20 protein-coding genes are annotated in these 22,399 nt (G+C 63.5%); 11 read left to right on the top strand and 9 right to left on the bottom strand.

Going from position 1 to position 22,399, the window contains the following annotated elements; translation table 11 throughout:
• The first annotated feature begins 137 nt into the window (after positions 1–137).
• The 4 genes from carA to greA all read left to right on the top strand — a co-directional run bounded on the left by carA (position 138) and on the right by greA (position 6,149).
• On the top strand, positions 138–1,316 hold the full coding sequence (gene carA / locus AAG612_RS03245; RefSeq protein WP_342507152.1) for a glutamine-hydrolyzing carbamoyl-phosphate synthase small subunit: 1,179 nt from the start codon (positions 138–140) through the stop codon (positions 1,314–1,316).
• Complete coding sequence (locus tag AAG612_RS03240) at positions 1,313–2,107, top strand: hypothetical protein (RefSeq protein WP_342507151.1); 795 nt, start codon at positions 1,313–1,315, stop codon at positions 2,105–2,107. Before carA ends, AAG612_RS03240 begins: the two co-directional genes overlap by 4 nt.
• Positions 2,107–5,562: a carbamoyl-phosphate synthase large subunit gene (gene carB, locus AAG612_RS03235; protein WP_342507150.1), complete on the top strand. Its 3,456-nt coding sequence runs from the start codon at positions 2,107–2,109 to the stop codon at positions 5,560–5,562. The genes AAG612_RS03240 and carB overlap by 1 nt, the downstream gene beginning before the upstream one ends.
• A gap of 119 nt (positions 5,563–5,681) precedes the next feature.
• On the top strand, positions 5,682–6,149 hold the full coding sequence (gene greA / locus AAG612_RS03230; protein WP_342507148.1) for a transcription elongation factor GreA: 468 nt from the start codon (positions 5,682–5,684) through the stop codon (positions 6,147–6,149).
• Positions 6,150–6,177: 28 nt separating this feature from the next.
• Here greA and AAG612_RS03225 read toward each other — a convergent pair whose 3' ends face one another.
• The 6 genes from AAG612_RS03225 to AAG612_RS03200 all read right to left on the bottom strand — a co-directional run bounded on the left by AAG612_RS03225 (position 6,178) and on the right by AAG612_RS03200 (position 8,987).
• Positions 6,178–6,732, bottom strand: coding sequence for a GNAT family N-acetyltransferase (locus AAG612_RS03225; RefSeq protein ID WP_342507146.1), 555 nt, complete (start codon positions 6,730–6,732; stop codon positions 6,178–6,180).
• Positions 6,689–6,943, bottom strand: a complete 255-nt coding sequence (locus tag AAG612_RS03220) for a DUF4170 domain-containing protein (protein ID WP_342507145.1) — start codon at positions 6,941–6,943, stop codon at positions 6,689–6,691. The genes AAG612_RS03225 and AAG612_RS03220 overlap by 44 nt, the downstream gene beginning before the upstream one ends.
• Positions 6,944–7,062: 119 nt before the next feature.
• Complete coding sequence (locus tag AAG612_RS03215) at positions 7,063–7,542, bottom strand: hypothetical protein (protein WP_342507143.1); 480 nt, start codon at positions 7,540–7,542, stop codon at positions 7,063–7,065.
• Positions 7,543–7,621: 79 nt separating this feature from the next.
• Positions 7,622–7,933, bottom strand: a complete 312-nt coding sequence (locus AAG612_RS03210) for a hypothetical protein (RefSeq protein WP_342507142.1) — start codon at positions 7,931–7,933, stop codon at positions 7,622–7,624.
• Positions 7,930–8,268, bottom strand: a complete 339-nt coding sequence (locus AAG612_RS03205; protein WP_342507141.1) for a phage holin family protein — start codon at positions 8,266–8,268, stop codon at positions 7,930–7,932. Before AAG612_RS03205 ends, AAG612_RS03210 begins: the two co-directional genes overlap by 4 nt.
• 140 nt (positions 8,269–8,408) lie before the next feature.
• On the bottom strand, positions 8,409–8,987 hold the full coding sequence (locus tag AAG612_RS03200; protein WP_342507140.1) for a hypothetical protein: 579 nt from the start codon (positions 8,985–8,987) through the stop codon (positions 8,409–8,411).
• Between the two features lie 167 nt (positions 8,988–9,154).
• Here AAG612_RS03200 and eno point away from each other — a divergent pair, with 167 nt between their 5' ends.
• Positions 9,155–10,441, top strand: a complete 1,287-nt coding sequence (eno, locus tag AAG612_RS03195) for a phosphopyruvate hydratase (RefSeq protein ID WP_342507139.1) — start codon at positions 9,155–9,157, stop codon at positions 10,439–10,441.
• A 28-nt stretch (positions 10,442–10,469) separates the two neighbouring features.
• Here the strand turns inward: eno and AAG612_RS03190 are convergent, their stop codons facing one another.
• The 3 genes from AAG612_RS03190 to ribB form a co-directional block, all read right to left on the bottom strand.
• Entirely contained in the window at positions 10,470–10,778 is a 309-nt protein-coding gene (locus AAG612_RS03190) for a hypothetical protein (protein WP_342507138.1), read from the bottom strand.
• A gap of 63 nt (positions 10,779–10,841) precedes the next feature.
• Positions 10,842–11,270: a 6,7-dimethyl-8-ribityllumazine synthase gene (gene ribH, locus AAG612_RS03185; RefSeq protein ID WP_342507137.1), complete on the bottom strand. Its 429-nt coding sequence runs from the start codon at positions 11,268–11,270 to the stop codon at positions 10,842–10,844.
• A 4-nt stretch (positions 11,271–11,274) separates the two neighbouring features.
• Complete coding sequence (ribB, locus tag AAG612_RS03180; RefSeq protein ID WP_342507136.1) at positions 11,275–12,540, bottom strand: 3,4-dihydroxy-2-butanone-4-phosphate synthase; 1,266 nt, start codon at positions 12,538–12,540, stop codon at positions 11,275–11,277.
• Between the two features lie 202 nt (positions 12,541–12,742).
• On the opposite strand from ribB, the gene AAG612_RS03175 reads away from it, so the two are divergent.
• The 6 genes from AAG612_RS03175 (at position 12,743) to AAG612_RS03150 (ending at position 22,381) form a co-directional block, all read left to right on the top strand.
• Entirely contained in the window at positions 12,743–14,584 is a 1,842-nt protein-coding gene (locus AAG612_RS03175) for an aminotransferase-like domain-containing protein (RefSeq protein WP_342507135.1), read from the top strand.
• 85 nt (positions 14,585–14,669) lie between these two features.
• The gene (locus AAG612_RS03170) at positions 14,670–15,578 is read left to right on the top strand and encodes a carbon-nitrogen hydrolase family protein (protein WP_342507134.1); all 909 of its coding nucleotides are present in this window, start codon (positions 14,670–14,672) and stop codon (positions 15,576–15,578) included.
• Between the two features lie 13 nt (positions 15,579–15,591).
• Positions 15,592–17,976, top strand: a complete 2,385-nt coding sequence (locus tag AAG612_RS03165) for a TonB-dependent receptor (protein WP_342507133.1) — start codon at positions 15,592–15,594, stop codon at positions 17,974–17,976.
• Positions 17,977–17,991: 15 nt separating this feature from the next.
• Entirely contained in the window at positions 17,992–19,563 is a 1,572-nt protein-coding gene (locus AAG612_RS03160) for a tetratricopeptide repeat-containing sulfotransferase family protein (protein ID WP_342507132.1), read from the top strand.
• Positions 19,560–21,215, top strand: coding sequence for a serine hydrolase domain-containing protein (locus AAG612_RS03155; protein WP_342507131.1), 1,656 nt, complete (start codon positions 19,560–19,562; stop codon positions 21,213–21,215). Before AAG612_RS03160 ends, AAG612_RS03155 begins: the two co-directional genes overlap by 4 nt.
• Positions 21,212–22,381, top strand: coding sequence for an MFS transporter (locus tag AAG612_RS03150; RefSeq protein ID WP_342507130.1), 1,170 nt, complete (start codon positions 21,212–21,214; stop codon positions 22,379–22,381). Before AAG612_RS03155 ends, AAG612_RS03150 begins: the two co-directional genes overlap by 4 nt.
• Positions 22,382–22,399: the final 18 nt, after the last annotated feature.

Raw genomic sequence — 22,399 nt, 5'->3', positions numbered from 1 at the left:
TAATCAACAGACGTGCGGATATAACAAATGTTCCTGTGGGCGAAGAGGGCTGTGTGCGCTTGACGGGCGGGGGCCTCAGGCCTAGCCGGATGGCTTAGCGCACATCGCTGGAAACGACTTAAGGAACGGACAGGCCCATGGCTTCAGCCGAGATCACTCCTGCGCAGCCTGAAGGCGCGACGGGTCTGCTGCTTCTGGCCGACGGAACGGCATTGTGGGGCATTGGCTGCGGGGCGGAAGGCAGCGCGGTGGGCGAGGTGTGCTTCAACACCGCGATGACGGGCTATCAGGAAGTGATGACCGACCCGAGCTATGCCGGCCAGATCGTCACCTTCACCTTCCCGCATATCGGCAATGTCGGCGCGAACCCGGAGGATATCGAGAGCAAGGTGGAAAGCGCGCTCGGCTGCGTCATGCGCGAAGTGCCCACGGGGCCGAGCAATTTCCGCTCCGAAGTCGATCTCGACACCTGGCTGAAGGACGAGGGCAAGATCGGGCTGGCTGGCGTCGATACGCGCGCGTTGACGCGCCTCATCCGCCTCAACGGCGCACCCAACGCAGTGATCGCGCACAGCGCAGACGGTGTGTTCGACCTCGATGCCTTGCTTGAGAAGGCGCGCGACTGGCCGGGGCTGGAGGGCATGGACCTTGCCCGCCGCGTATCGCGCAAGGCGCACGAAGGCTGGCGCGGCGGCCACTGGGAACTGGGCAAGGGTTATGGCGACAGCGCGGCGGACAAGCCGCACGTGGTCGCGATCGATTATGGCGCGAAGGACAATATCTTCCGCCAGCTGGTCCGTGCGGGCGCGCGGGTGACGGTGGTGCCTGCGGAGACTTCGCTGGAGGATGTGCTGGCGCTGGAACCCGATGGCGTGTTCCTCTCCAACGGCCCGGGCGATCCGGCTGCGACCGGCGCCTATGCGGTGCCGGTGATCCAGGGCCTGCTGGAGCGCGATATTCCGATCTTCGGCATCTGCCTCGGCCACCAGCTCCTCGGCCTCGCGGCGGGCGCGAAAACGTCGAAAATGTTCCAGGGCCACCGCGGCGCGAACCACCCCGTCCAGCGCGTCGGCGAGGGCTGGGGCGAGCATACCGGTCTGGTCGAGATCACCAGCATGAACCACGGCTTCGCCGTCGACGGCGACACGCTGCCCGCGAATGTCGAGCAGACGCACGTCTCGCTGTTCGACGGCACCAATTGCGGCATCGCGATCAAGGGCAAGCGGGCGTTTGGCGTGCAGTATCACCCCGAGGCGTCGCCGGGGCCGCAGGACAGCTTCTACCTGTTCGAGAAGTTTGTGGGGATGCTGGGGTGAAGGAACAGTATCTCGAATACGTTATAGCACGGTATATTAGATCAACTGAGTTCGACCAGCAGATTGGCACTCAATGGATTTTTTATGATCAATATGACGATATTTCCCGTGAAATCGCCTTTCGCGCCTTCGCGAAGGAAAACCTGATAATATCATCTCATGCATATCGAAAATCTGTCGATGATATTTTTGATGTTTTAGAAAAAGGTGGTGGTATAATATTCGATGGGGATGAGTATTCAGACAGGCTTTTCAAACTCATCGTAAGCAAAAAAGATGCCGCCGTTGACGCATTTTTGTCGAAACATGAAGTCGCGAATCGTCTTAACAGAATCGGATCACCTGGCCCGGAGGCCCTGGCTAGGGCGCTAAAGAAAATAGCTGCTGAAGACGGTCAAATATACCCGTCGAATGATCTTCAGAATGAGAAAGCAGAGGAGGATTTTCGCGCGCTTGAAGAGTTAAATACCCAAGCGCCAGCCTCCGATAGAATTGTTCGGCTTGATCATAATCAAATCTCTGAACTCGATGACGAGATAAAAACTTTGGTCGATGAGGTTGAATCGCTCAATTCGATTGATGGTCCAGATGGATTTCGGAACTTGATCGTAGGGCAACTCAAGGCGGGCAGAGCACTCATCGATGAGGGCGTTTTCAGACTTTATTCAATTCAGGTGACGCTTGTGAACGCTCTGACTTTCTTAGCTAAGCGCTACGAAAATGAGCTTATAGGGTCTCTCGCCACCTCCTTACTAACTGCGCTAGCCATACACCTTGGGATTCCTCAATAATGCCCAAACGCACTGACATTTCCTCTATCCTCGTCATCGGCGCGGGGCCCATTATCATCGGGCAGGCGTGCGAGTTCGATTACTCGGGCACGCAGGCGATCAAGGCGCTGAAGGAGGAGGGCTATCGCGTCATCCTCGTCAATTCGAACCCGGCGACGATCATGACCGATCCCGAGTTCGCCGACGCGACCTATATCGAGCCGATCACTCCGGAGGTGGTCGAGAAGATCATCGCCAAGGAAAAGCCCGACGCGCTGCTGCCGACGATGGGCGGGCAGACCGCGCTCAACTGCGCGCTCAAGCTGTTCGAAAGCGGCGCGCTGGAGCGGCACGGGGTGCAGATGATCGGCGCGGATGCAGACGCGATCGACAAGGCGGAGAACCGCCAGCGCTTCCGCGAGGCGATGGACAAGATCGGGCTCGAAAGCGCGCGCTCGCGCACGATCAATGCCGACGATCTGGTGCAGGCCGACCGTGACGAATACCGCCAGCGCGTCGCCGGGCTCTCGGGCGAAGAGCTCGAGACGTTCGAAACCGAATGGCGGCGCGGCGAGCAGCGGCGCAAGGAACGCTATGTCGCATCGGCCGTCCAGCGCAGCTTCGACGCGCTCGACGACACCGGCCTGCCCGCGATCATTCGCCCGAGCTTCACCCTGGGCGGGACCGGCGGCGGGATCGCCTACAACAAGTCCGAATTCGAGCGGATCGTGCGCGAAGGGCTCGATGCATCGCCCACCACCGAAGTGCTGATCGAGGAATCGCTGCTCGGCTGGAAAGAATACGAGATGGAGGTTGTCCGGGATCGCAAGGACAACGCGATCATCATCTGCGCGATCGAGAATGTCGATCCGATGGGCGTCCACACCGGCGATTCGATCACCGTCGCGCCCGCGCTGACGCTGACCGACAAGGAATACCAGATCATGCGCTCCGCCAGCATTGCTGTGCTGCGCGAGATCGGGGTGGAGACGGGCGGCTCGAACGTGCAGTTCGCCGTCAATCCGGAGAACGGCCGCCTGATCGTGATCGAGATGAACCCGCGTGTTTCGAGGTCCTCGGCGCTTGCCTCCAAGGCCACCGGCTTCCCCATTGCACGCGTCGCGGCGAAGCTGGCAGTGGGCTACACGCTCGACGAGATCACCAACGAGATCACCGGCGCGACCCCGGCCAGCTTCGAGCCGACCATCGACTACGTCGTCACCAAGATCCCGCGCTTCGCCTTCGAGAAGTTCAAGGGCGCCGAACCGCTGCTCTCGACCGCGATGAAATCGGTCGGCGAGGTCATGGCGATCGGTCGCAGCTTTGCCGAGAGCCTGCAGAAGGCACTGCGCGGGCTGGAAACCGGTCTGGACGGGCTCGACCCGGTCGAGGAGCTGGAAGATGCCAGCCACGACGAGATTCTCGCCGCGATCAGCCGCCGCACGCCTTCGCGCCTGCTCGGCATCGGGCAGGCGTTCCGTGCCGGACTGCCCTTCGAAACGATCCGCGAGACGACGACCTTCGATCCGTGGTTCCTGCGGCAGATCGAAGCGATCGTGGAGGCCGAAAAGACCGTCGGCGACAACGGCCTGCCGCGCGATGCGGCGGAGCTGCGCAGGCTGAAGGCGCTGGGCTTCTCCGACGCGCAGCTCGCCAGGCTGGCAGTGGACTCGGTCGGCGCGGCGCGCGGTGCGGTCGCCGCACGCTCGGGCCTGCTGCACGATGCGATGCAGGCGATGGCGGGCGCGACCAGTGCGGCGGAAGTGCGTCAGTTGCGCCACAAGCTCGGCGTGTTGCCGGTCTACAAGCGGATCGACAGCTGCGCGGCCGAATTCGAGGCCGCCACGCCCTACATGTATTCGACCTACGAGGCCCCGGCCTTCGGCGCACCTGCGGACGAATCCGATCCTTCCGACCGCCGCAAGATCGTGATCCTGGGCGGCGGGCCGAACCGGATCGGGCAGGGCATCGAGTTCGACTATTGCTGCGTCCACGCCTGCTTCGCGCTGAGCGAGGCCGGGTTCGAGACAATCATGGTCAACTGCAACCCGGAAACCGTCAGCACCGATTACGACACTTCCGACCGGCTCTATTTCGAGCCGCTGACGGCGGAGGACGTGCTCGAAATCCTCAACCGCGAGATGGTGAAGGGCGAGCTGGTCGGCGTTATCGTCCAGTATGGCGGGCAGACCCCGCTCAAGCTGGCGCAGGCGCTGGAGGACGAGGGGATCCCGATCCTCGGCACCAGCCCCGATGCAATCGACCTCGCCGAAGACCGCGAGCGGTTTGCCAAGCTGGTCAACAAGCTGAAGCTCAAGCAGCCCGAGAACGGGATCGCCAAGAGCCGCGACGAAGCCGCCGCCGCGGCGCGCACCATCGGTTATCCGGTCCTGCTGCGCCCGTCCTACGTCCTGGGTGGCAGCGCGATGCAGGTGGTCGATTCCGAAGCCCAGCTGGACGACTACATCGCCAGCGCGGTCAAGGTGTCGGGCGATAGTCCGGTGCTGGTCGACCAATACCTGCGCGATGCGATCGAATGCGACGTGGATGTCCTGTGCGACGGCGCGGATATCGTGGTCGCGGGCGTTATGCAGCATGTCGAGGAAGCGGGCGTCCACTCGGGCGATTCCGCCTGCACGCTGCCGCCCTATTCGCTCAGCGCCGAAGTCGTCGAGGAAATCGAGCGCCAGTCCGAGGCGCTGGCCCGCGAACTCAAGGTCGTCGGCCTGATGAATGCGCAATTCGCGGTGAAGGATGACGAGATATATCTGATTGAGGTCAATCCGCGTGCCAGCCGCACCGTGCCTTTCGTCGCCAAGACCATCGGCCAGCCGATCGCGAAATATGCCGCGCGGATCATGGCGGGCGAGAAGCTGGCCGACCTGCCCGCAATCACGCGCGAGCTGGATTACGTTGCGGTGAAGGAAGCCGTGTTCCCGTGGGGCCGCTTCCCCGGGGTGGACCCGGTCCTGTCGCCCGAAATGAAATCGACCGGCGAAGTGATGGGTCTCGACCGCGATTTCGCGATGGCCTTCGCGAAGGCACAGCTGGGCGCGGGGATGATCCTGCCGCGCAGCGGGCGTGCGTTCGTTTCGGTCAAGGATAGCGACAAGCCGGTGATTATCGAGGCGGTTCGAGGACTGGTGGATGCCGGCTTCGAAATCGTCGCGACCGGCGGCACGCACGATTACATCGCGGACCAGGGCCTGCCGGTCACGCAGGTCAACAAGGTGGCGCAGGGCCGCCCGCATATCGTGGACCGGATCATCGACGGCGAGATCGACCTGATCCTCAACACGACCGAAGGCTGGCAGAGCCTGCGTGACAGCCAGTCGATCCGCGCGGGCGCGCTGGAACACAAGGTTCCGTACTTCACCACAGCCTCGGCCGGACGCGCTGCTGTGGAAGCGATCACCGCGCTGACGTCGCAGCCGCTTGAAGTTCGGTCTCTCCAATCCTATTATTCTGCGACCTGACGGCAGTTCTTCTCCCCGAAAACTCCTGTTCGCCACGTCCGCCCCGCAAGGGTGCGGTGGAAACGGGACTTTCGGGCAAGGGCGCCGGGCAGGCCAACAGGATAGATCGGGGGTACCCAATGGAAAAAGTTCCGATGCTGGCAGAAGGTTACGAGCGGCTAACAACCGACTTGAAAGCCCTGCGCGCGGAACGTCCGAAAATCGTCGACGCGATTGAAGAAGCGCGTGCACATGGCGATCTTTCGGAAAACGCCGAATATCACGCCGCGAAGGAACGCCAGGGTCAGGTCGAGGCGCAGATCGCCGAGATCGAGGACCGGGTGACCCGCGCGCAGATCATCGATCCGTCGACCCTGTCGGGCGACAAGGTGGTGTTCGGCGCGACCGTGACGCTGCTCGACGAGGACGATAAGCCGGTGAAATACCAGATCGTCGGCCAGACCGAATCGGACGCGAAATCGGGCCGCATCTCTTACAATTCTCCGCTCAGCCGTGCACTGATCGGCAAGAAGGTGGGCGAGGAGGTCGAGGTAACGGTCCCTTCGGGCGACAAGTTCTACCTCGTCGACAAGATCGAATTCATCTGAGGTTGTCGGCCAGAACGGGGAAGCCGCGTCAGGCCAGCACCTTCTCCATTGCATGATTGTGGATCGGGACGCGTTTGCCCGCGTGCTCGATCGCAAAGTCGCGCCGGTGCGTGACCCGATAGCCCGCGCGCTCGAACGCGGGGCGGGCAAGGTCGCTCGCTTCGGTATAGAGGCGCGCAAGGTTCAGGCCCCTCGCGTGCTGCTCTGCCTGGGATAGCAAGCGGTCGGCCAGCCCGTTCCGCGTATGTGCGGGGTGGCAATAGAGCATGTCGAGATGCCCTCCATCCTCGGTTTCGGGCTCAAGCAAGGCATAGGCCACAGGCTCGTCCCGCGCATTCGCGATGATCCAGATCAGATGCCCCTGCGCGATGCGCTCGACGAAGCGCTCGGGCCCCGGATGGCGCGCGGCCCACGCCGCGACCTGCTCGGGCGAATAGCGTCGCCTGCCGACCGCCTCGATGGCGGCGGCGGTAATTGCAGCGAGGGCAGGGGCGTCGCCCTCACGATAGGTGCGAAGGCGATAGCCTGCGGGCGTATGCTCAGGCCTCGGGCTCGAGCAGCTTGTGGATGTGCACGATGACATACTTCATCTCCGCATCGTCGACCGTCCGCTGGGCATTGGCACGCCATGCTTCCTCGGCCTGCTCGTAACTGCTGAACACGCCGACGACATGGATGCTTTCGGGATCGTGGAACTCGACCGAGCGCGGATCCTTGACCCGTCCGCCCATCACGAGGTGGAGGAGCTGGGGGCTGGTGGTTTCGTGGACATTGTTTTCGGTGGTGTGGGACATGGGAGACTGCTCCATGGAATTTGGAATTCGGATATGAAAAAGGCCCGCACGCCTTAGCGCGAGCGGGCCTTGTTACAAGGGCGAGCCCTTGTGATTCGTGCGCTTTTCGACGCGATCGATCAGAACGGGAGCGCCGATTTGAGATCGCGATATCCACGACCGGTCTTGCGCGCAGCGCGACGTCCGGCGTGGCGCGCGGCGTCCTTCTGACGTTCCGCGAAATAGGCTGCGTTGCGGCGTGCGGCACGGCTGCCGAAAGCAACATCGTCACCGAAATCGACCAGGCGATCGCCGCCATGGCGCGTTGCATCGGTCATCTTGCCGGCCATGCCGCTGGCATAAGCCATGCCCAGATCGGTGAGGTGATCGGCGAAGCCGATCGCGCGACCGGTGAGCTCGCGACCTTTCGAAGTGCGCGAACCGAGCGCGAGACCGACCAGCGCGACCACGCTGACGGTAAGGATCGGATGGGCCTTGACGAATTCGACTGCGTCGTCGGTCGCCTCGCGCGCGATGTCGGCATAGCTGCGTTCTTCGTTGCGGCGCTCGCTCGCTTCGATCTTGCGGCGCAATTCGTCGCGCTGTTCCTGGGTGCTCATGCTTGGTCTCCAAATTCGTATGGGTGCGTCATATATGAAGCGCCGCAGGGCCGCGTGAGTTCCGGGCAGGAACGCAGGATCAGTCCTTTTCGTCCCACGCATAGTCCTCGTCGTCGGATTCGTCCGATCCGCCGCCGCCCAAGGCCCACGAGCCGAGGACGACCGCGAAAACTGCGCCGAGGCCGTAGGATGCTGGCTTGTGCCGCTCTGCGAGCTCTATGCCTTCTCCAACGATATCGCCGACACCCATCATGGCCGAACTCGCGATCCGGGCGACAATGCCCTTTTCCTCCACGTCGCCCTTCAGATGCGCGATATCGTTCTTCACGAGCCCGCGTGCGGCATCGCGCAGCGCGCGGTCTTCTTCCATCTGGCGAAGGTGCGGGTTCATGAGCTCGTCCTTTCGCCGCCGGAATCCTTGAACGCGTTACTCACGTGTTTGAAGCGCGAGCGGGCGACCAGACCGACGACGGCCATCATCAGCAGCAGGGCACCGACCACCGCAGCGGTCGCACCGAACGCGCCGAGAATCGGGCCGAGTGCTATTATGAGCCCCACCACCAGGCCGATCAGCGCCAGGTGAAGAAACGCAAGCGCACCGAGCGCAAAGATGATTCCCGAGATACCTTCTCGCGAGGCGTAACTTGCCCGCGATTTCTGGAAGGCGACTTCCGCCTCCACATAAGTCCGGCCATCCTCGTAAAGCGCATAGGCGTCGTCGAACAAGGAACCCAAAGGCTCTTCGTCGGCGCGCGTGGTTTCGGGACGAGGCGGGCCCGCCGCACCCAAGGGCGCGACAGGTCCGTCAGGATGTCCGAATTGCTGGTCTTTTATATCCGGCACAGGCCCTTCTCAGCCAGTCCCGCTCAACGGCGGAACAGGCGAGCGAGGACATAGCCGCCCACGGCCGCGATACCGACCGAGAGGCCGGGGTTCTGGCGCACGAATTCGCGCGCTTCGCCGCCGAGTTCGTCATACGACTTCGAATCGATATGAGTGGCAGCATCCTGCAGGCCGCGCGCGGCGTTGCGCGCATGGTCGCCATATTTCGGGCCGAAACTATCGTCGATCTTCGCAGCGTTTTCCGCCACGACGCGGCTGAGCGAGGTCAGGGCTTCGCTCGCCTTGTGCTTGCCTTCGACGGCAAGCTCGCCCCCCTTGGCCTTGGCCTGTTCGGCATATTCCGAACCCTTGGCCTTGGCTTGCTCGGCATATTCCGAACCCTTAGCGGCAGCCTGTTCCTTGTAAGCCTGGGCCTTGGTGCTCGCCTCTCCGCGCAGCGCCTGGGCGCCCGCCTTGGCTTCGTCGAGCGCGGAATTGAAGCGCGATTTTGCCTCCTGCGTGCCACCCGTGGGCTGCGCTTCGGCGGAACCTGCTGCTGCACCCGCCGCATCGGTGGTCAGCGGAACGGCGCTCGTCTCGTTGATCTTGTCGTCAGTAGCCATGGGTTTTCCCTCTTTTTGCAGTTCGTGTTCGACAGGCCCAAAACTGGTGCCGTCCTTGAAATTGCAACGCAGCTTGCAAGGGTTCGTTCCACCGCATAAGCCGCGCTGCGCACCAAGGCCGATCGCTTGTTCCCCGGCCCAAGTAACATAATCCGACCGGAGGCCCAATGACTGCCATACTCGATCTGCACGCGCGTGAAATTCTCGACAGCCGGGGCAACCCGACCGTCGAAGTTGACTGTCTACTGGAAGACGGCAGTTTCGGACGCGCTGCGGTGCCCTCCGGCGCGTCGACCGGCGCGCACGAGGCCGTGGAACTGCGCGATGGCGATGCCGATCGGTATATGGGCAAGGGCGTGCTCAAGGCGATCGATGCGGTAAATGGCGAGATTGCCGACATGCTGCTGGGCCTCGACGCGGAAGACCAGCGCGACGTCGACACCATGCTGATCGCGCTCGACGGGACGGACAACAAGGGCCGCCTCGGCGCGAATGCGCTGCTCGGCGTCAGCCTCGCGGTGGCGAAGGCGGGCGCAAACGCACGCGGCCTTCCCCTGTGGAGCTATGTTGGCGGGGTTTCAGCGCATGTCCTGCCGGTGCCGATGATGAATATCATCAATGGCGGCGAACATGCCGACAACTCGATCGATATCCAGGAATTCATGATCATGCCGGTCGGCGCGGAAACGCTGGCCGAGGCAGTGCGCTGGGGAGCGGAAGTGTTCCACACGCTCAAGAAGGGCCTGTCGCAGAAGGGCCTGTCGACCTCGGTGGGCGACGAGGGCGGCTTTGCCCCCGATATCGGCAGCACGCGCGACGCGCTCGATTTCATCATGCAGTCGATCGAGGCCGCAGGCTTCACGCCGGGCAGCGACATCGCGCTCGCGCTCGATTGTGCAGCGACCGAATATTTCAAGGACGGCAAGTATGTTCTGGCGGGCGAGGGCGCGACCTACGGCGCCAGCGAAATGGCGGACTACCTCGCCGCGCTGTGCAACGACTATCCGATCCGCTCGATCGAAGACGGCATGGGCGAAGACGATTTCGAGGGCTGGAAAGCGCTGACGGAGAAGATCGGCGACAAAGTCCAGCTGGTGGGCGACGATCTGTTCGTGACCAACCCGGCCCGCCTGCGCGACGGGATCTCCCGCGGGCTTGCCAACTCGCTACTGGTGAAGGTCAACCAGATCGGCACGCTGTCCGAGACGCTGGACGCGGTCGATATCGCGCATCGCGCCGGTTATACAGCCGTGATGAGTCACCGTTCGGGCGAGACCGAGGATTCGACCATCGCCGATCTCGCGGTTGCGACCAATTGCGGGCAGATCAAGACCGGCTCGCTCGCCCGGTCGGACCGGCTCGCCAAATACAACCAACTGATCCGGATCGAGGAAGAGCTGGGCGATAGCGCCCATTATGCAGGTCACGCCTGCTTTGGGCGTCTGGCACGCTGATACTTTGCTGGCAGGCGGGGGAGGGCGGCTAGCGTTCCTCCGCCTCGACCTCGGCTTCGGCCTCTTCCTCAAGCTCTTCGAGTTTCTCGATCTTCTTGCGGTTCTTTGGGCTGAGCAGATATTGCCACACGCCCCATGCGTTGATCAGCAGCAGGATCGCGTTCATCGCGGCAATCGGCATGGCGTTTTCGATCAGGCCGGACACGACCCAGGTTATCGCCACCACGCAGAACAACACGAAGCCCCAGCCCGTAGCCTTACGGCCAAGATCGGCGGCGATCATTCCTGCGGCGATCATCGTGCCGATTGCGGCGATCCATTCGAGCGGTCCGTTCATGCGGCGGGTAACACGCCGCACGCCCGAAAGGTTTCGCACTTGCGCAAAGGTTAGGTTTTGCGCCTAGCCGCGCGGGGCGAACCTGCCCGCGATATCGAGCAGCGCGATGGCCGCGCGGGCCGCTTCGCCGCCCTTGTTCTTCTGGGCCGGATCCGCGCGCACCTGTGCCTGGATCTCGTTCTCGACCGTGATGATGCCGTTCCCGATCGCGATCCCGTCCATCGTCAGCGCCATGATCGCGCGCGCGCTCTCGCCGGCGACGATTTCGAAATGATAGGTCTCGCCCCGGATCACGACTCCGATCGCGACGAAGCCATCGTACTGGCCGCTCTCCGCCGCCAGTGCGATCGCGCCCGGAATTTCGAGTGCACCGGGCACGGTGAGAACATCGGCCTGATGACCAGCCTCCTCCAGCGCAGCGCGCGCGCCTTCGATCAGCTTGTCGTTGAGCTCGGCGTAGAAACGCGCTTCGACGATGAGAAAACGGGCCATCAGATCACTCCGGAATAGGGCGTTCGCCCACCACGGTGATGCCATAGCCTTCGAGGCCGATCACATTGCGGTGGGAATTGGAAAGGAGGGTCATCTCGGAAACGCCGAGATCGGCGAGGATTTGCGCACCGATGCCGTATTCGCGCAATTCGCCACCCTCAGGGCGGCCAGCAACCTCGGCCTGCATCTTGTCTGGCTGGCCGGGCATGAGGCACACGATCAGCCCGCTGCCTTCTTCGCCGATGACGCGCATCGCGCGCTGTAGCATCTCGCGCTTCTCGCTCGTCCGCCCGAGTACGTCGTCGAACAGCGAGATGCGGTGCATCCGCACGAGCGTCGGGCTGTCGGGCAGTACGCGGCCCTTTTGCAGCACCACGCTGACGCTGCCGTCGACCGTGCTGCGGTAATTGATCGCCCGCCACTCGCCGCCGTGCTGGCTGTCGAAGGTGCTTTCGCCCGCACGCTCGACCAGATGATCGTGCTTCATCCGGTATTCGATCAGGTCGCGGATCGTGCCGATCTTGAGCTTGTGACGCCGCGCGAACTCGACGAGATTGTCGAGCCGCGCCATCGAGCCATCGTCGTTCATGATTTCGCAAATCACGCCGCTGGGGTTGAGGCCCGCCAGACGCGAAATATCCACCGCCGCTTCGGTATGGCCCGCGCGCACCAGCACCCCGCCGTCGCGTGCGATCAGCGGGAAGACGTGCCCCGGGGTGACGATATCCTGCGCGCCGCGCGTAGGGTCGATGGCCACCGCGACGGTGCGCGCGCGGTCCGCCGCACTGATCCCGGTGGTCACGCCTTCGCGCGCTTCGATGCTGACGGTGAAGGCGGTTTCATGGCGACTGCCATTGCTGCGGCTCATCAGTTCGAGGCCCAGCGCCTCGACCCGTGCGCGCTGGAGCGTCAGGCAGATGAGTCCGCGCCCGTGGGTGGCCATGAAGTTGACCGCATCGGGCGTGGCCATCTGTGCGGGGATCACCAGATCGCCCTCGTTCTCGCGATCCTCGTCGTCGACCAGCACGAACATGCGGCCGTTGCGCGCTTCCTCGATAATCTCCTCGATCGGGACGAGGACTGGCGCATCTTCCTGCGCGTCGAGGAAGGCGTCGAGCTTGCGCAAGGTTTCGGCGGTGGGGTTCCAGTCCGCCTCGGCGCAGTCGCGCAGGGTGTTGGCATGGAGCCCCGCCGCCCGGGCGAGGGCGGCGCGGGTGATGCTGCCGGAGGTGATGGCGGCGCGCACACGGCTGATGGTTGATTCGCTCATGATGAAGCGCTCTATCACATTGCAGTGTGATAATGGAAGCATCGCTGCACATTGCGGTGGTAGGGGCGTGTGTGTGGTGGCTCAAGTCAAAGGCCGCACTCGCGAGAGGTCGCTTTGACCCCGGTCAGGGGTGCGCGCAACTCCTGCGCGTAAACGCGAGCGAGCTTGAGCAACCCCTGCAATTGGGCCACGAGCGTGCAGGATGGCAAAGCAATCGATTGCGCACCTCTTCCGCCTGGACCGGGAATCGAACACTTCGCTGCAGGCGCAGTTGCGCGCGCGCATCGTCGAAACGATCAATTCGGGCGTGTTGCCAGCGGGGCTCAAACTGCCATCGTCGCGCAAGCTTGCCGGTCAACTCGGCATCGCCCGCAACACCGTCTCGCTAGCCTATCAGGAGCTCATCGCCTCCGGTCATCTGCATTCGCGCGAGCGGAGCGGCGTGTATGTCGCCGATGGGCGCCGCGCGGCAATCATTCCCGCAGTCGCCGGGCCGAAGCCCCGGCGCGAGCAATCGGCGGTGATGCGCAAGGCGCCCGATCGGGTGATCCCCGGCGAAGGCCTGCGGTATCAGGCGGACTGGCGGGAACTGCCTTTTCCCTTCATCGAAGGGCTTTACGACCGCACGCTGTTCCCGATTGCCGAATGGCGCGAGGCGAGCCGGATGGCGCTTGCCGTAAACGAGGTCGAAAGCTGGTCGACCGATACCGGCGAGGCCGACGATGAATTGCTGGTCGAGCAGTTTCGGCAGAAGATCCTCACACGGCGCGGAATTGCGGCGGCGGCCGACGAGATTCTCGTCACGGTCGGGGAGCAGCAGGCGCTCCACCTCATTTTCGAGCTGTTATGCGGCGCGGATAGCACGGTCGGTCTGGAAGACCCCGGCGAACCGGACATCCGCTCGCTGGTTCACGAACGTGGCGCAGGGGTGCGGTATTTCCCGGTCGGCGATACCGGCGTCGACATTTCGAGCGGGCTCGACGGGATCGACCTGTTCTACGTCTCGCCGAGCCGCCAGCGCCCGACCGGGGTCACCATGCCCGATAGCCAACGCGCGGCGCTGCTGGCCGAGGCGCGCGCACACGACGCGCTGATCGTGGAGGACGACTTCGAATGCGAGCTGGGCTTCCTTGCCGATGCCCCGCCTTCGCTCAAGAGCGGCGATAGCGACGGCCGGGTGGTATATGTCGCCTCGCTCTCCAAGGTGCTCTCGCCCGGCTTGCGGCTCGGATTTCTGGTTGGGCCCGCCGATTTTATCCGCGCCGCGCGAAGGCTGCGCAACCTGACTACGCGCAAACCCTCCCCGATCACGCAGCGCACGGCAGGGATTTTCCTGTCGCTGGGGCATTATGACGCGATGTTGCGCAAGCATTTCGGGATTTACGAGCGGCGGTTGATTGCACTGCGCGACGCGCTCAACCACTATCGCCCGCTCTCGATCGCGATCCCTCCCGTGACCGGGGGCACGTCTTACTGGGTCCGGGGGCCCGAAAATCTCGACGCCGAGAAATTACGCGTCGCGGCGCAGAATTCGGGTGTGCTGATCGAACCGGCAACCCCCTATTTCGCGGATGGTCAGGGCCGCTCGAATATGTTCAGGCTCGGCGTTACCAGCCTCGATGAAGGCCAGATCCGGCCCGGGATCGAGGCCCTTTCGCGTGAAATGCTGAAACTGGTGAACGCGCCCGAAGGTGACGGCGCGGAGCAGTCGCCCGCCGACGACACGCGCGCTGCGCTCCCGGCAGCAGAGCTGGAGCCGCTGTTTTCGGGCCAGCGGCTCAATTATCAGACCGTCTACGGCGAGCCTTGCATAATCGAGCTTTTCGCCGATGGCAGTATGCAGGGCCGGGCAGGCTATGCCCAGGAAGAGCGCGACGAGGGGCGCTGGTGGATCGAGGGGGGCCACTGGTGTCGCCAGTGGGATGAGTGGGCCTATGGCGAAACGGGGCGCTTTCGGGTTGCGCGCGCGGGAAACCGCATTTTCTGGCTCGACGACGATGGCCGCACAATCGACGAGGCCGTGATCGCACCCTCTCCAACCTGACCGATCTGGCTCTAAAAAACCGACCAAACTGGCTCTAATAACTTTGCCGCAGTTGCGAGAACCTCTGTCCTCAGAGGGGGAATTGATGGCAAAGCTAGGAATTGCTGCAATCCAGGTCGACGCCGATGCGACCGATAATGTCGATCTGATCGAACGTGAGGCGCGCGCGGTAACGCGGCGGTTTCCATGGGTCGATCTGGTCGTGTTCGGCGAGCTTGCCGCCTATGGCGCGTCTCCCAAGCATGCCGAGCGCGAGGGCGGGTCATTCGAACAGCGCATGTCCGCGCTCGCCCGCGAAACCGGCACTTTTCTGATCCCGGGCTCGTTCTATCAGGAACGCGATGGGCGTATCTTCAATGTCGCCCCCGTCTTCGACCCGCAGGGCGAGATCGTTGCCCGGCACGACAAGTTCTTCCCTTTCCTTCCCTACGAAAAGGACATTGCTTGCGGTGAAGAATATTGCGTGTTCGAAATCCCCGGCATCGGCCGGATCGGCGTCGCGATCTGTTACGACATGTGGTTTCCCGAGGCGATGCGCACGCTCGCCGCGATGGGCGCGGAGGTTATCGTCCTGCCGACGATGACCAACACGGTGGACCGCGATGTGGAACTGGCCATTGCGCGCGCGAATGCCGCCACCAACCAGTGCTTCTTCATCGATGTGAATTGCGCAGGGATGCTCGGCAATGGTCGCTCTGCCTATTTCGGGCCGGGTGGCGAGCTGATCTACGAGAGCGGCGAAGGGCGCGACGTTGCGGCCCTTCGGCTCGATCTGCAGCAGGTGCGCGATGCACGCGAGGAAGGCTGGCAGGGCCTGGGCCAGGTCATGAAGAGCTTCCGCGACACGCCGCTGCGCTATCCACTGCACGAGAACGCGCAAACGCGCGCAAAGGCGATGTCGGACTTGGGTCCGCTGGTCGTTCCCGAAAGTGAAGCGGGTGCCGAGGGGGCACCAGAAGCCGAAGCGAAAATCTTCAAAGTCCATCAGGAATAAAGGGGTCAGGACAATGATTCATAGAACACAGATACGCATGGCGACCTTCGGCGGCCTGCTGCTCGCGTCGACCGCAATGGTCGCTCCGCTGCACGCACAGGACGCCAGCGAGGCGGACGAAACCGCCGCCGAGGACGAGGGCGAGCGGCCCATCATCACCGTCACCGCGACCCGCCGCCAGGAACGCGTGATCGACGTGCCTTACAACATCACGTCGGTCAGCGGAGACGAGATCGAGGCGGCGCAGACCTTCGACAGCGCCGAATTGCTCCGTTCGATCCCCGGTGTGGCGGTGGTCGATCGTGGCTTCCGCAATGCGGGCACGGTCAACCAGATCCGTATTCGCGGCCTCAACGTCGACAGCAATGCGCTGGGCGATTACGCGACGTCATCGGTCGCGACCGTTTCCACCTACGTCAACGAAACGCCGGTCTTCGCGAATTTCATGCTGCGCGACATCGACCGGGTCGAGGTTCTGCGCGGGCCGCAGGGCACGCTATACGGGTCCGGCTCGCTGGGCGGCACAGTGCGCTTCATCACCCGCGATCCCGTGCTCGGTGAATTCGGCGGATATGCCAGCGGCGCATTGTCGCATGTCGATGGCTCGTCGGGGATCGGCTACTCGCTCGACGGTGTGGTCAACGTACCGCTTGGCGACACGCTCGCGCTCAGGGTCGTCGGCTCCTATGCGGACTACCCCGGCATCACCGATTACGTGAACGTTTACGAACTCGATAGCGATGGCCTGCCGGCCGCACCCAACGGCGTGCTCGACCCAGCAGCGTCCTACCGCGAAGTCGAAGATGCCGACACGGCCGAGCAATGGATGGTCCGCGCGACCATGCTGTTCGAGCCGAGCGCGAACTTCGATGCCAAGCTGCTCTACGCCCATCAGGAAGACGATATTGGCGGTCGCCGCGCGCAGACGGTCGGCTCGGACGGGTTCGGCAATCCTTATGAGGATAACGAGATTGGTTCGATCCAGCTCGAACCGTCGGATCGCGAAGTCGATCTCGTCGCGCTCGAAGCCAATATCGACCTCGGCTTCGCAACGCTGACCTCTTCGACGTCATACTACGACACGTCGGGTGGCAGCACGAGCGAGAACACCGGCTTCTATGCGCAGGCCGGTTTCCTGGGCTTCTACTACAATTATCCGCGTCCGGCCGCAGCCGCCGTGCGCACTTACGAGGACTCCGCCTTCGTCGAGGAGGTCCGCCTCGTGTCCAAGGGCAACGAGACGATCGACTACGTGGTCGGCGGCTTCTATCGCGATCAGAACATCGTCTCCACGCAGAGCAGCTATCTCCTCGGATTCAAGCGCTGGTGGGATACCGCATTCCCCGGCTTTGCCAGTGCGGTTACCGGCGATCAGGATTTTGCCTACCGCCGCGACGAGGATTTCGAGGAAGTCTCGGTCTTCGGCGAAGTCACCTGGCACGCAACCGATACGTTCGACCTGACCGTGGGGGCGCGCTATTTCGACAACCAGTCGAGCAATGACACCTTCATCGATCTCCCGCTCTATGCCTCGGTCGCCGAACCGACGACCGCGAATTTCGAAATCGGCGAGAACGATGTGCTGTTCAAGGGCAACCTCTCGTGGAAGTTCGCCACAGACCAGCTGGCTTACGTGACGGTGTCGGAAGGCTATCGCCGTGGCGGCTCCAACGCGGTGCCGCTGACGGGCACCTTTGCCGAAGATCCCGCATGGCAGGTCTACACATCGGACAGCGTCGTGAACTACGAAGCGGGCGTGAAGGGCCGCACCGGCGGTGTGACCTATGATGCGAGCGTGTTCTATGTCGACTGGAGCGATCCGCAGCTCAACACGGCGACCACCAACTGGGGCTTCTTCGCCGTCCGAAACGGGGATTCCGCGCGCACCTACGGGCTCGAACTGGCGGTCGACGGCTATATTGGCGACAGCCTGCGCTACCAGCTTGGCTATGCCTACGTGAATGCCGAGCTTACCGGCGATGTGCTCTCGCCTGCTGGCACCGTGCTGGGGCAGGATGGCGATCGGCTGCCGGGCACGCCCGCGCATATGATCAACTGGGCGTTCAGTTACGATACGCCGATCAGCGACACATGGTCGCTGTTCCTGCGCACCGACGGCAACTACCAGTCCGAAACGCGCAATGCGATTGGCACCAGCCAGACGTTCAACGTGCCGCTGGAAGGGTTCGCCCTGTTCAATGCCACCGCGAGCGTATCCAACGGGCCGCTCACCATTGCCGCGTGGATCAAGAACATCTTCAACGAGGAGGGTGTGACCGGCGTCTTTACGGAGGCCTACATGGGCACCGCACCTGCCGCCGGGTACTTCGGTAACGGGAGCAAGGAGTTCATCTCGCTCCCCCGGACCGTGGGCCTGACCGCGACCGTGTCCTTCTAGCGGTCGACTGAACGCATGGAGACCTCTCTCGAGCAGCAACATCGGTTGGCCGCGGCAACGCGCAAAGCGGTGGTCCTGCTCGAGAAGGGGGATCCGGTGAAAGCTGCCGCGATGCTGGAAACGGCGCTGGCGACGGGGCAGGGCGGCACGACCGAATGGACCGTGCTCGCCCGCCCCTACCAGCGGCAGAGCGACTTTGTGGCAATGGTGCGCAGCGCCGCGATGGCGCGCAAGGCCTCGCCGGAAGACGCCCGCGCGCAGAATCTTGAACTCGAAGCCCTGGTCCTGCGGGGTGATATCCCGACCGCAAGGGAGCGCATTGCCCAATTGTCGGACGATCCGGCGATCGGGGCCGGGCGGCTCGATGCACTGGCGCAGACGGCCACGCAGATTGCCGACTACCAGCTCGCGGCGAACCTGTTGCTCCGCGCCTGCGATGCAGAGCCCGCGCATCCGCGATACCGTTTCAATCTCGCCGCCGCGCAGGTCGCTCTGGGAGACTTCGGGCTGGCCGAGGACAATCTTCGGGCGGTGCTGAAGGCCCGGCCGCTCGACGGCGATGCCCGCTACAACCTCTCGACCCTGCGAACGCAATCGGCCGAGCAGAACAACCTCGACGAGCTGACGCGAATCCTCCCACAGATGCAGGGCCAGCGCGACGCGTTTGCGGTGCATTTCGCGTTTGCCAAGGAACTGGAGGACCTGGGTCACCACCGGGAGAGCTGGCAGGCCCTGCAGCACGGCAACGCGCTGCGCAGGCGGGCGATACAATATCGCGTACAGGACGATGCCGAAGCGATGCGCCAGATTGCGGCGTGTTCGTCAGAGAGCGGCGGGGATGAGGAGGGCCACACCGATGCCGCGCCGATCTTCGTGGTCGGCATGCCGCGCTCGGGCACCACGCTGGTCGACCGCATTTTCGCCAGCCATCCCGATGTTGCGAGCGTGGGTGAGGTCAACGACCTCGCGCTCGCGATTATGGAAGAAACCGGCGCCGTCGGCTCGAAACGCGAGCTGATCGAGAAATCGCATCGCGGCCCGGCAAGCGCGATCGGTGCCAACTATGCGCAGCGGATGGGCTGGCGTGCGCCCGAGGCAGCCCGCACCGTGGACAAGACGCCGCTCAATTTCCTGTATCTCGGCATCATCGCGCAGGCGCTGCCCAATGCGACCATTGTCAGCGTCGAGCGCGATCCGATGGATATTGCCTTTGCCGTCTACAAGACGCTGTTCCGCATGGGATATCCCTTCGCCTACTCGCTCGACGACATTGCCGAATATCTGATCGCGAAACATCGCTTGATGGCGCATTGGGATGCACTGCTGGAAGATCGCATTCACCACGTGCGTTACGAAGATCTGGTGGCCGATCAGGAGGGCGAGAGCCGGCGTTTGCTCGATGCAGCGGGGCTCGATTGGGACGAGCGCGTGCTCGACTTCCACCAAGCCAGCTCGCCCTCGGCCACGGCCAGCGCGGTGCAGGTCCGCCAACCAATCCACAATCGGTCGGTCGGTGCCTGGCGGCGCCACAAAGAGCAATTCAAGCGACTGGTCGACGCATTGTCGCAGGCAGGGGTGATCGCATGATTTCGAAGCTGAAGATCATCCTTGTCTGCATGGTGCTTTTGCTTCCCGGCGCGGCCTTTGCGTCCGGCAGTGAATTGTTGCCGACCTCCTTCTTCGCCCCGCCCGAGGACCCGATTGCGCCAGACGCAGCGATCGAGGGCACTCTGGTGATCGACGGAGCCGAGGCCGACCTGTTCGACCTGCACACCAACAGCTTCAGGATCGACCGCAAGGCCCTGCAACTCGATATGATCCCGCCGCTCCGGGTCGATCTGGTGCAGGATGGAACGCGCATCATCCCGGTGCAGCGCGGGCCGATCCGCGGAGAGCATCCCCACTGGGAATGGATCGTCCAGCCCGGCACGGCGTGGAGCGATGCCGAGGGGATCGCGTGGCTATCGCTGCCCGTGGCGCTGACCGAGCGGAATGCGAATTGCGTCCATAACGGGCTGCTCAAGATGAATCTTTCAGAACCCGACGAGCCCGCCGATTTCCAGATCGCCGGCGAGACCTGCGCCTATCTGCAGTTCGACATGCGCGCGGAGCTCGCTGCGCTTTTCACCGCTACCGAGATTCCAAATGCGGCAGCCGTCATCGCCGCCGACAAGCGCGAACGCGCGGCGCGCCTGCCCGAAATGCCAGTGAGCACGCTGCCCTTTGCCGACCGCCTCGCGTCTAAAGATCAGGTCCCCGCAGAGGCGCTGACTGCCTACGGCACCGTGCTGGGCGGCACGCATTACGTGTCCGACTGTCCGACCCGCGCGGGCGCCTATCCGTTTTGCGCGGAGCTGGTAATTCCTTCGTACAGTTGGGCCAAGTCGGTCTTCGCGGGCATTGGCGCGATGCGGCTCGAACAGCTCTATCCCGGTTCGATGAAGCGCAAGATCGCCCCCTATGTCGGCGGCTGCGATGCCGATGACTGGGGCGACGTCACGGTGTCGAACGTCCTCAACATGGCCTCGGGCCACTACAACAGCCGCCGGCACGAGGTGGACGAAGGCTCTGCTGCGATGCAGAAGTTCTTCCTGGTCGAGGATCATCCGGGCAAGATCCTGATCGCCTGTAAGGCCTTCGGTCGCCGCGCCGGTCCGGGCACCCGTTTTGTCTATCGCACTGCCGACACCTACATCGCGGGCACCGCCATGACCGCGATTTTACGCACCGAGCGTCAGGATGCGGCCGCCGATCTGCAGACCGATCTGCTCGCGCCGATCTGGCGTGAGCTTGGTCTTTCGGCACTGATGGAGGCCCCGCGCCGCACCTATGACGAAAGCGCGATTCCGTTCTCGGGCTGGGGCCTGTATCTGACCCGCGCCGATCTCGCCCGGATCGCCGCCTTCCTCCAGCGCGGCGGCACGATTGGTGGCGAGGTGTTTCTCGATCCCGCCATGCTGGGCGAGGCTCTGCAACACGGCGAGCCGCCCTATGGCCTGCGCGCGGCGAGCGATGATCAGCGTTACCGCAACGGGTTCTGGGCGTGGAATGCGGGGCCGTACCTCGGGTGCGAAAGCGACCAGTGGATCCCGCTGATGTCGGGCTTCGGAGGGCTCGCCGCGGCCTTCCTGCCGGACGAGAGACTCTACTGGCATGTCAGCGACGGCGGAACCTACCGCTGGGGCGCGTCGGCGAAGGCCATTCATCAACGATTTCCGCTGTGTGGGGACACCAAATGAGCGCCGCGACACGCACCAGAATGAAGGTCGATCCGGCAGGCCTCCTCGCCGGGATCATGCTCAGCTTCCTCGCGACGGCGGGGCTGTTCTACGTCAACATCATGGCGGCCATCGTCGACGGGCTGATCACCGGGCTGGGCCTGAGCGAAAGCCAGGCAGGCCTGATCGGGTCGGCCAATATCTACGGCGCGTCGGTGGGCGCGCTGATATCGGTGGTGCTGATCAAGATCGTGCCCTGGCGTCCGGCAGCCTACACCCTGCTGATCGTGCTGATTGCGCTCGATCTGGTCTCGATGCCGATTGAAAGTGCCAACGCGCTGCTGGCCGTGCGGGCCTTCCACGGACTGGTGGGCGGGATGCTGGTCGGGATCGCATTCGGCGTCATCGCCCGCACCGCGCAGGCCGACCGGACCTTCGGCATCCTGCTGTTCGTCCAGTTCGGACTCGGCGGGCTGGGCGTCATGACCCTGCCGCAGCTGGTCCCTATCTATGGCACGCAGGCGCTGTTCATTGCGCTCGCGCTGTTCAGCTTCGCCAGTCTGGTGATGCTGGTCTTCCTGCCCGCCTTCCCGCCCAAGCCGACCACGACGCTGGGCACCGGCAAAGTGGAATGGGGTCCGCTCGTCCTCACGCTCCTCGCCATCTTCCTCTTCCAGGCCGCGAACATGGGGTTGCTGGCCTATATCTTCCGGCTCGGCCTCGCCTATGATCTCGACCGGACCTACACCAGCTATGCGCTGGGGCTGGCAACGTGGGTCGCGCTGCTGGGGCCACTCTGCGTGATCGTGATCGGGACCAGGTTCGGGCGTTTCCTGCCACTGGCGCTGGTCATGCTGCTGACGCTCGGCGGCACCGCCATCTTCCACTGGAGCGCGCATCCGGCGGCATATCTGATCGCCAACTGTGGCACCGGGATCACCTGGGGCATGGTGATGGCGTACCTGCTGGGCATGGCATCGCAATTCGACGGGGCAGGACGGACGGCGGCGGCGGCGGGCTTCGTCTCGAAGGTCGGGCTTGCATCGGGCCCGCTCGTCGCCGGGCAGCTGCTCGGCAGCGGGGGCGATTACGGGCTGCTCATCAATGTCGCCATCGCCACCTTTGTTCTGAGCGCAGTCGTCATGCTGCTTCCGGCACGATCGCTCGACCGGAGCAAGAGTGTATAACTGGCTCCAGATTTCGAG

Origin of the sequence: Citromicrobium bathyomarinum (genome assembly GCF_038594605.1) — a bacterium.
Taxonomy (GTDB): domain Bacteria; phylum Pseudomonadota; class Alphaproteobacteria; order Sphingomonadales; family Sphingomonadaceae; genus Alteriqipengyuania; species Alteriqipengyuania bathyomarina_B.
Note: the sequence above shows the minus strand (reverse complement) of the source record. Positions and strands in the feature narration are given on the sequence as shown.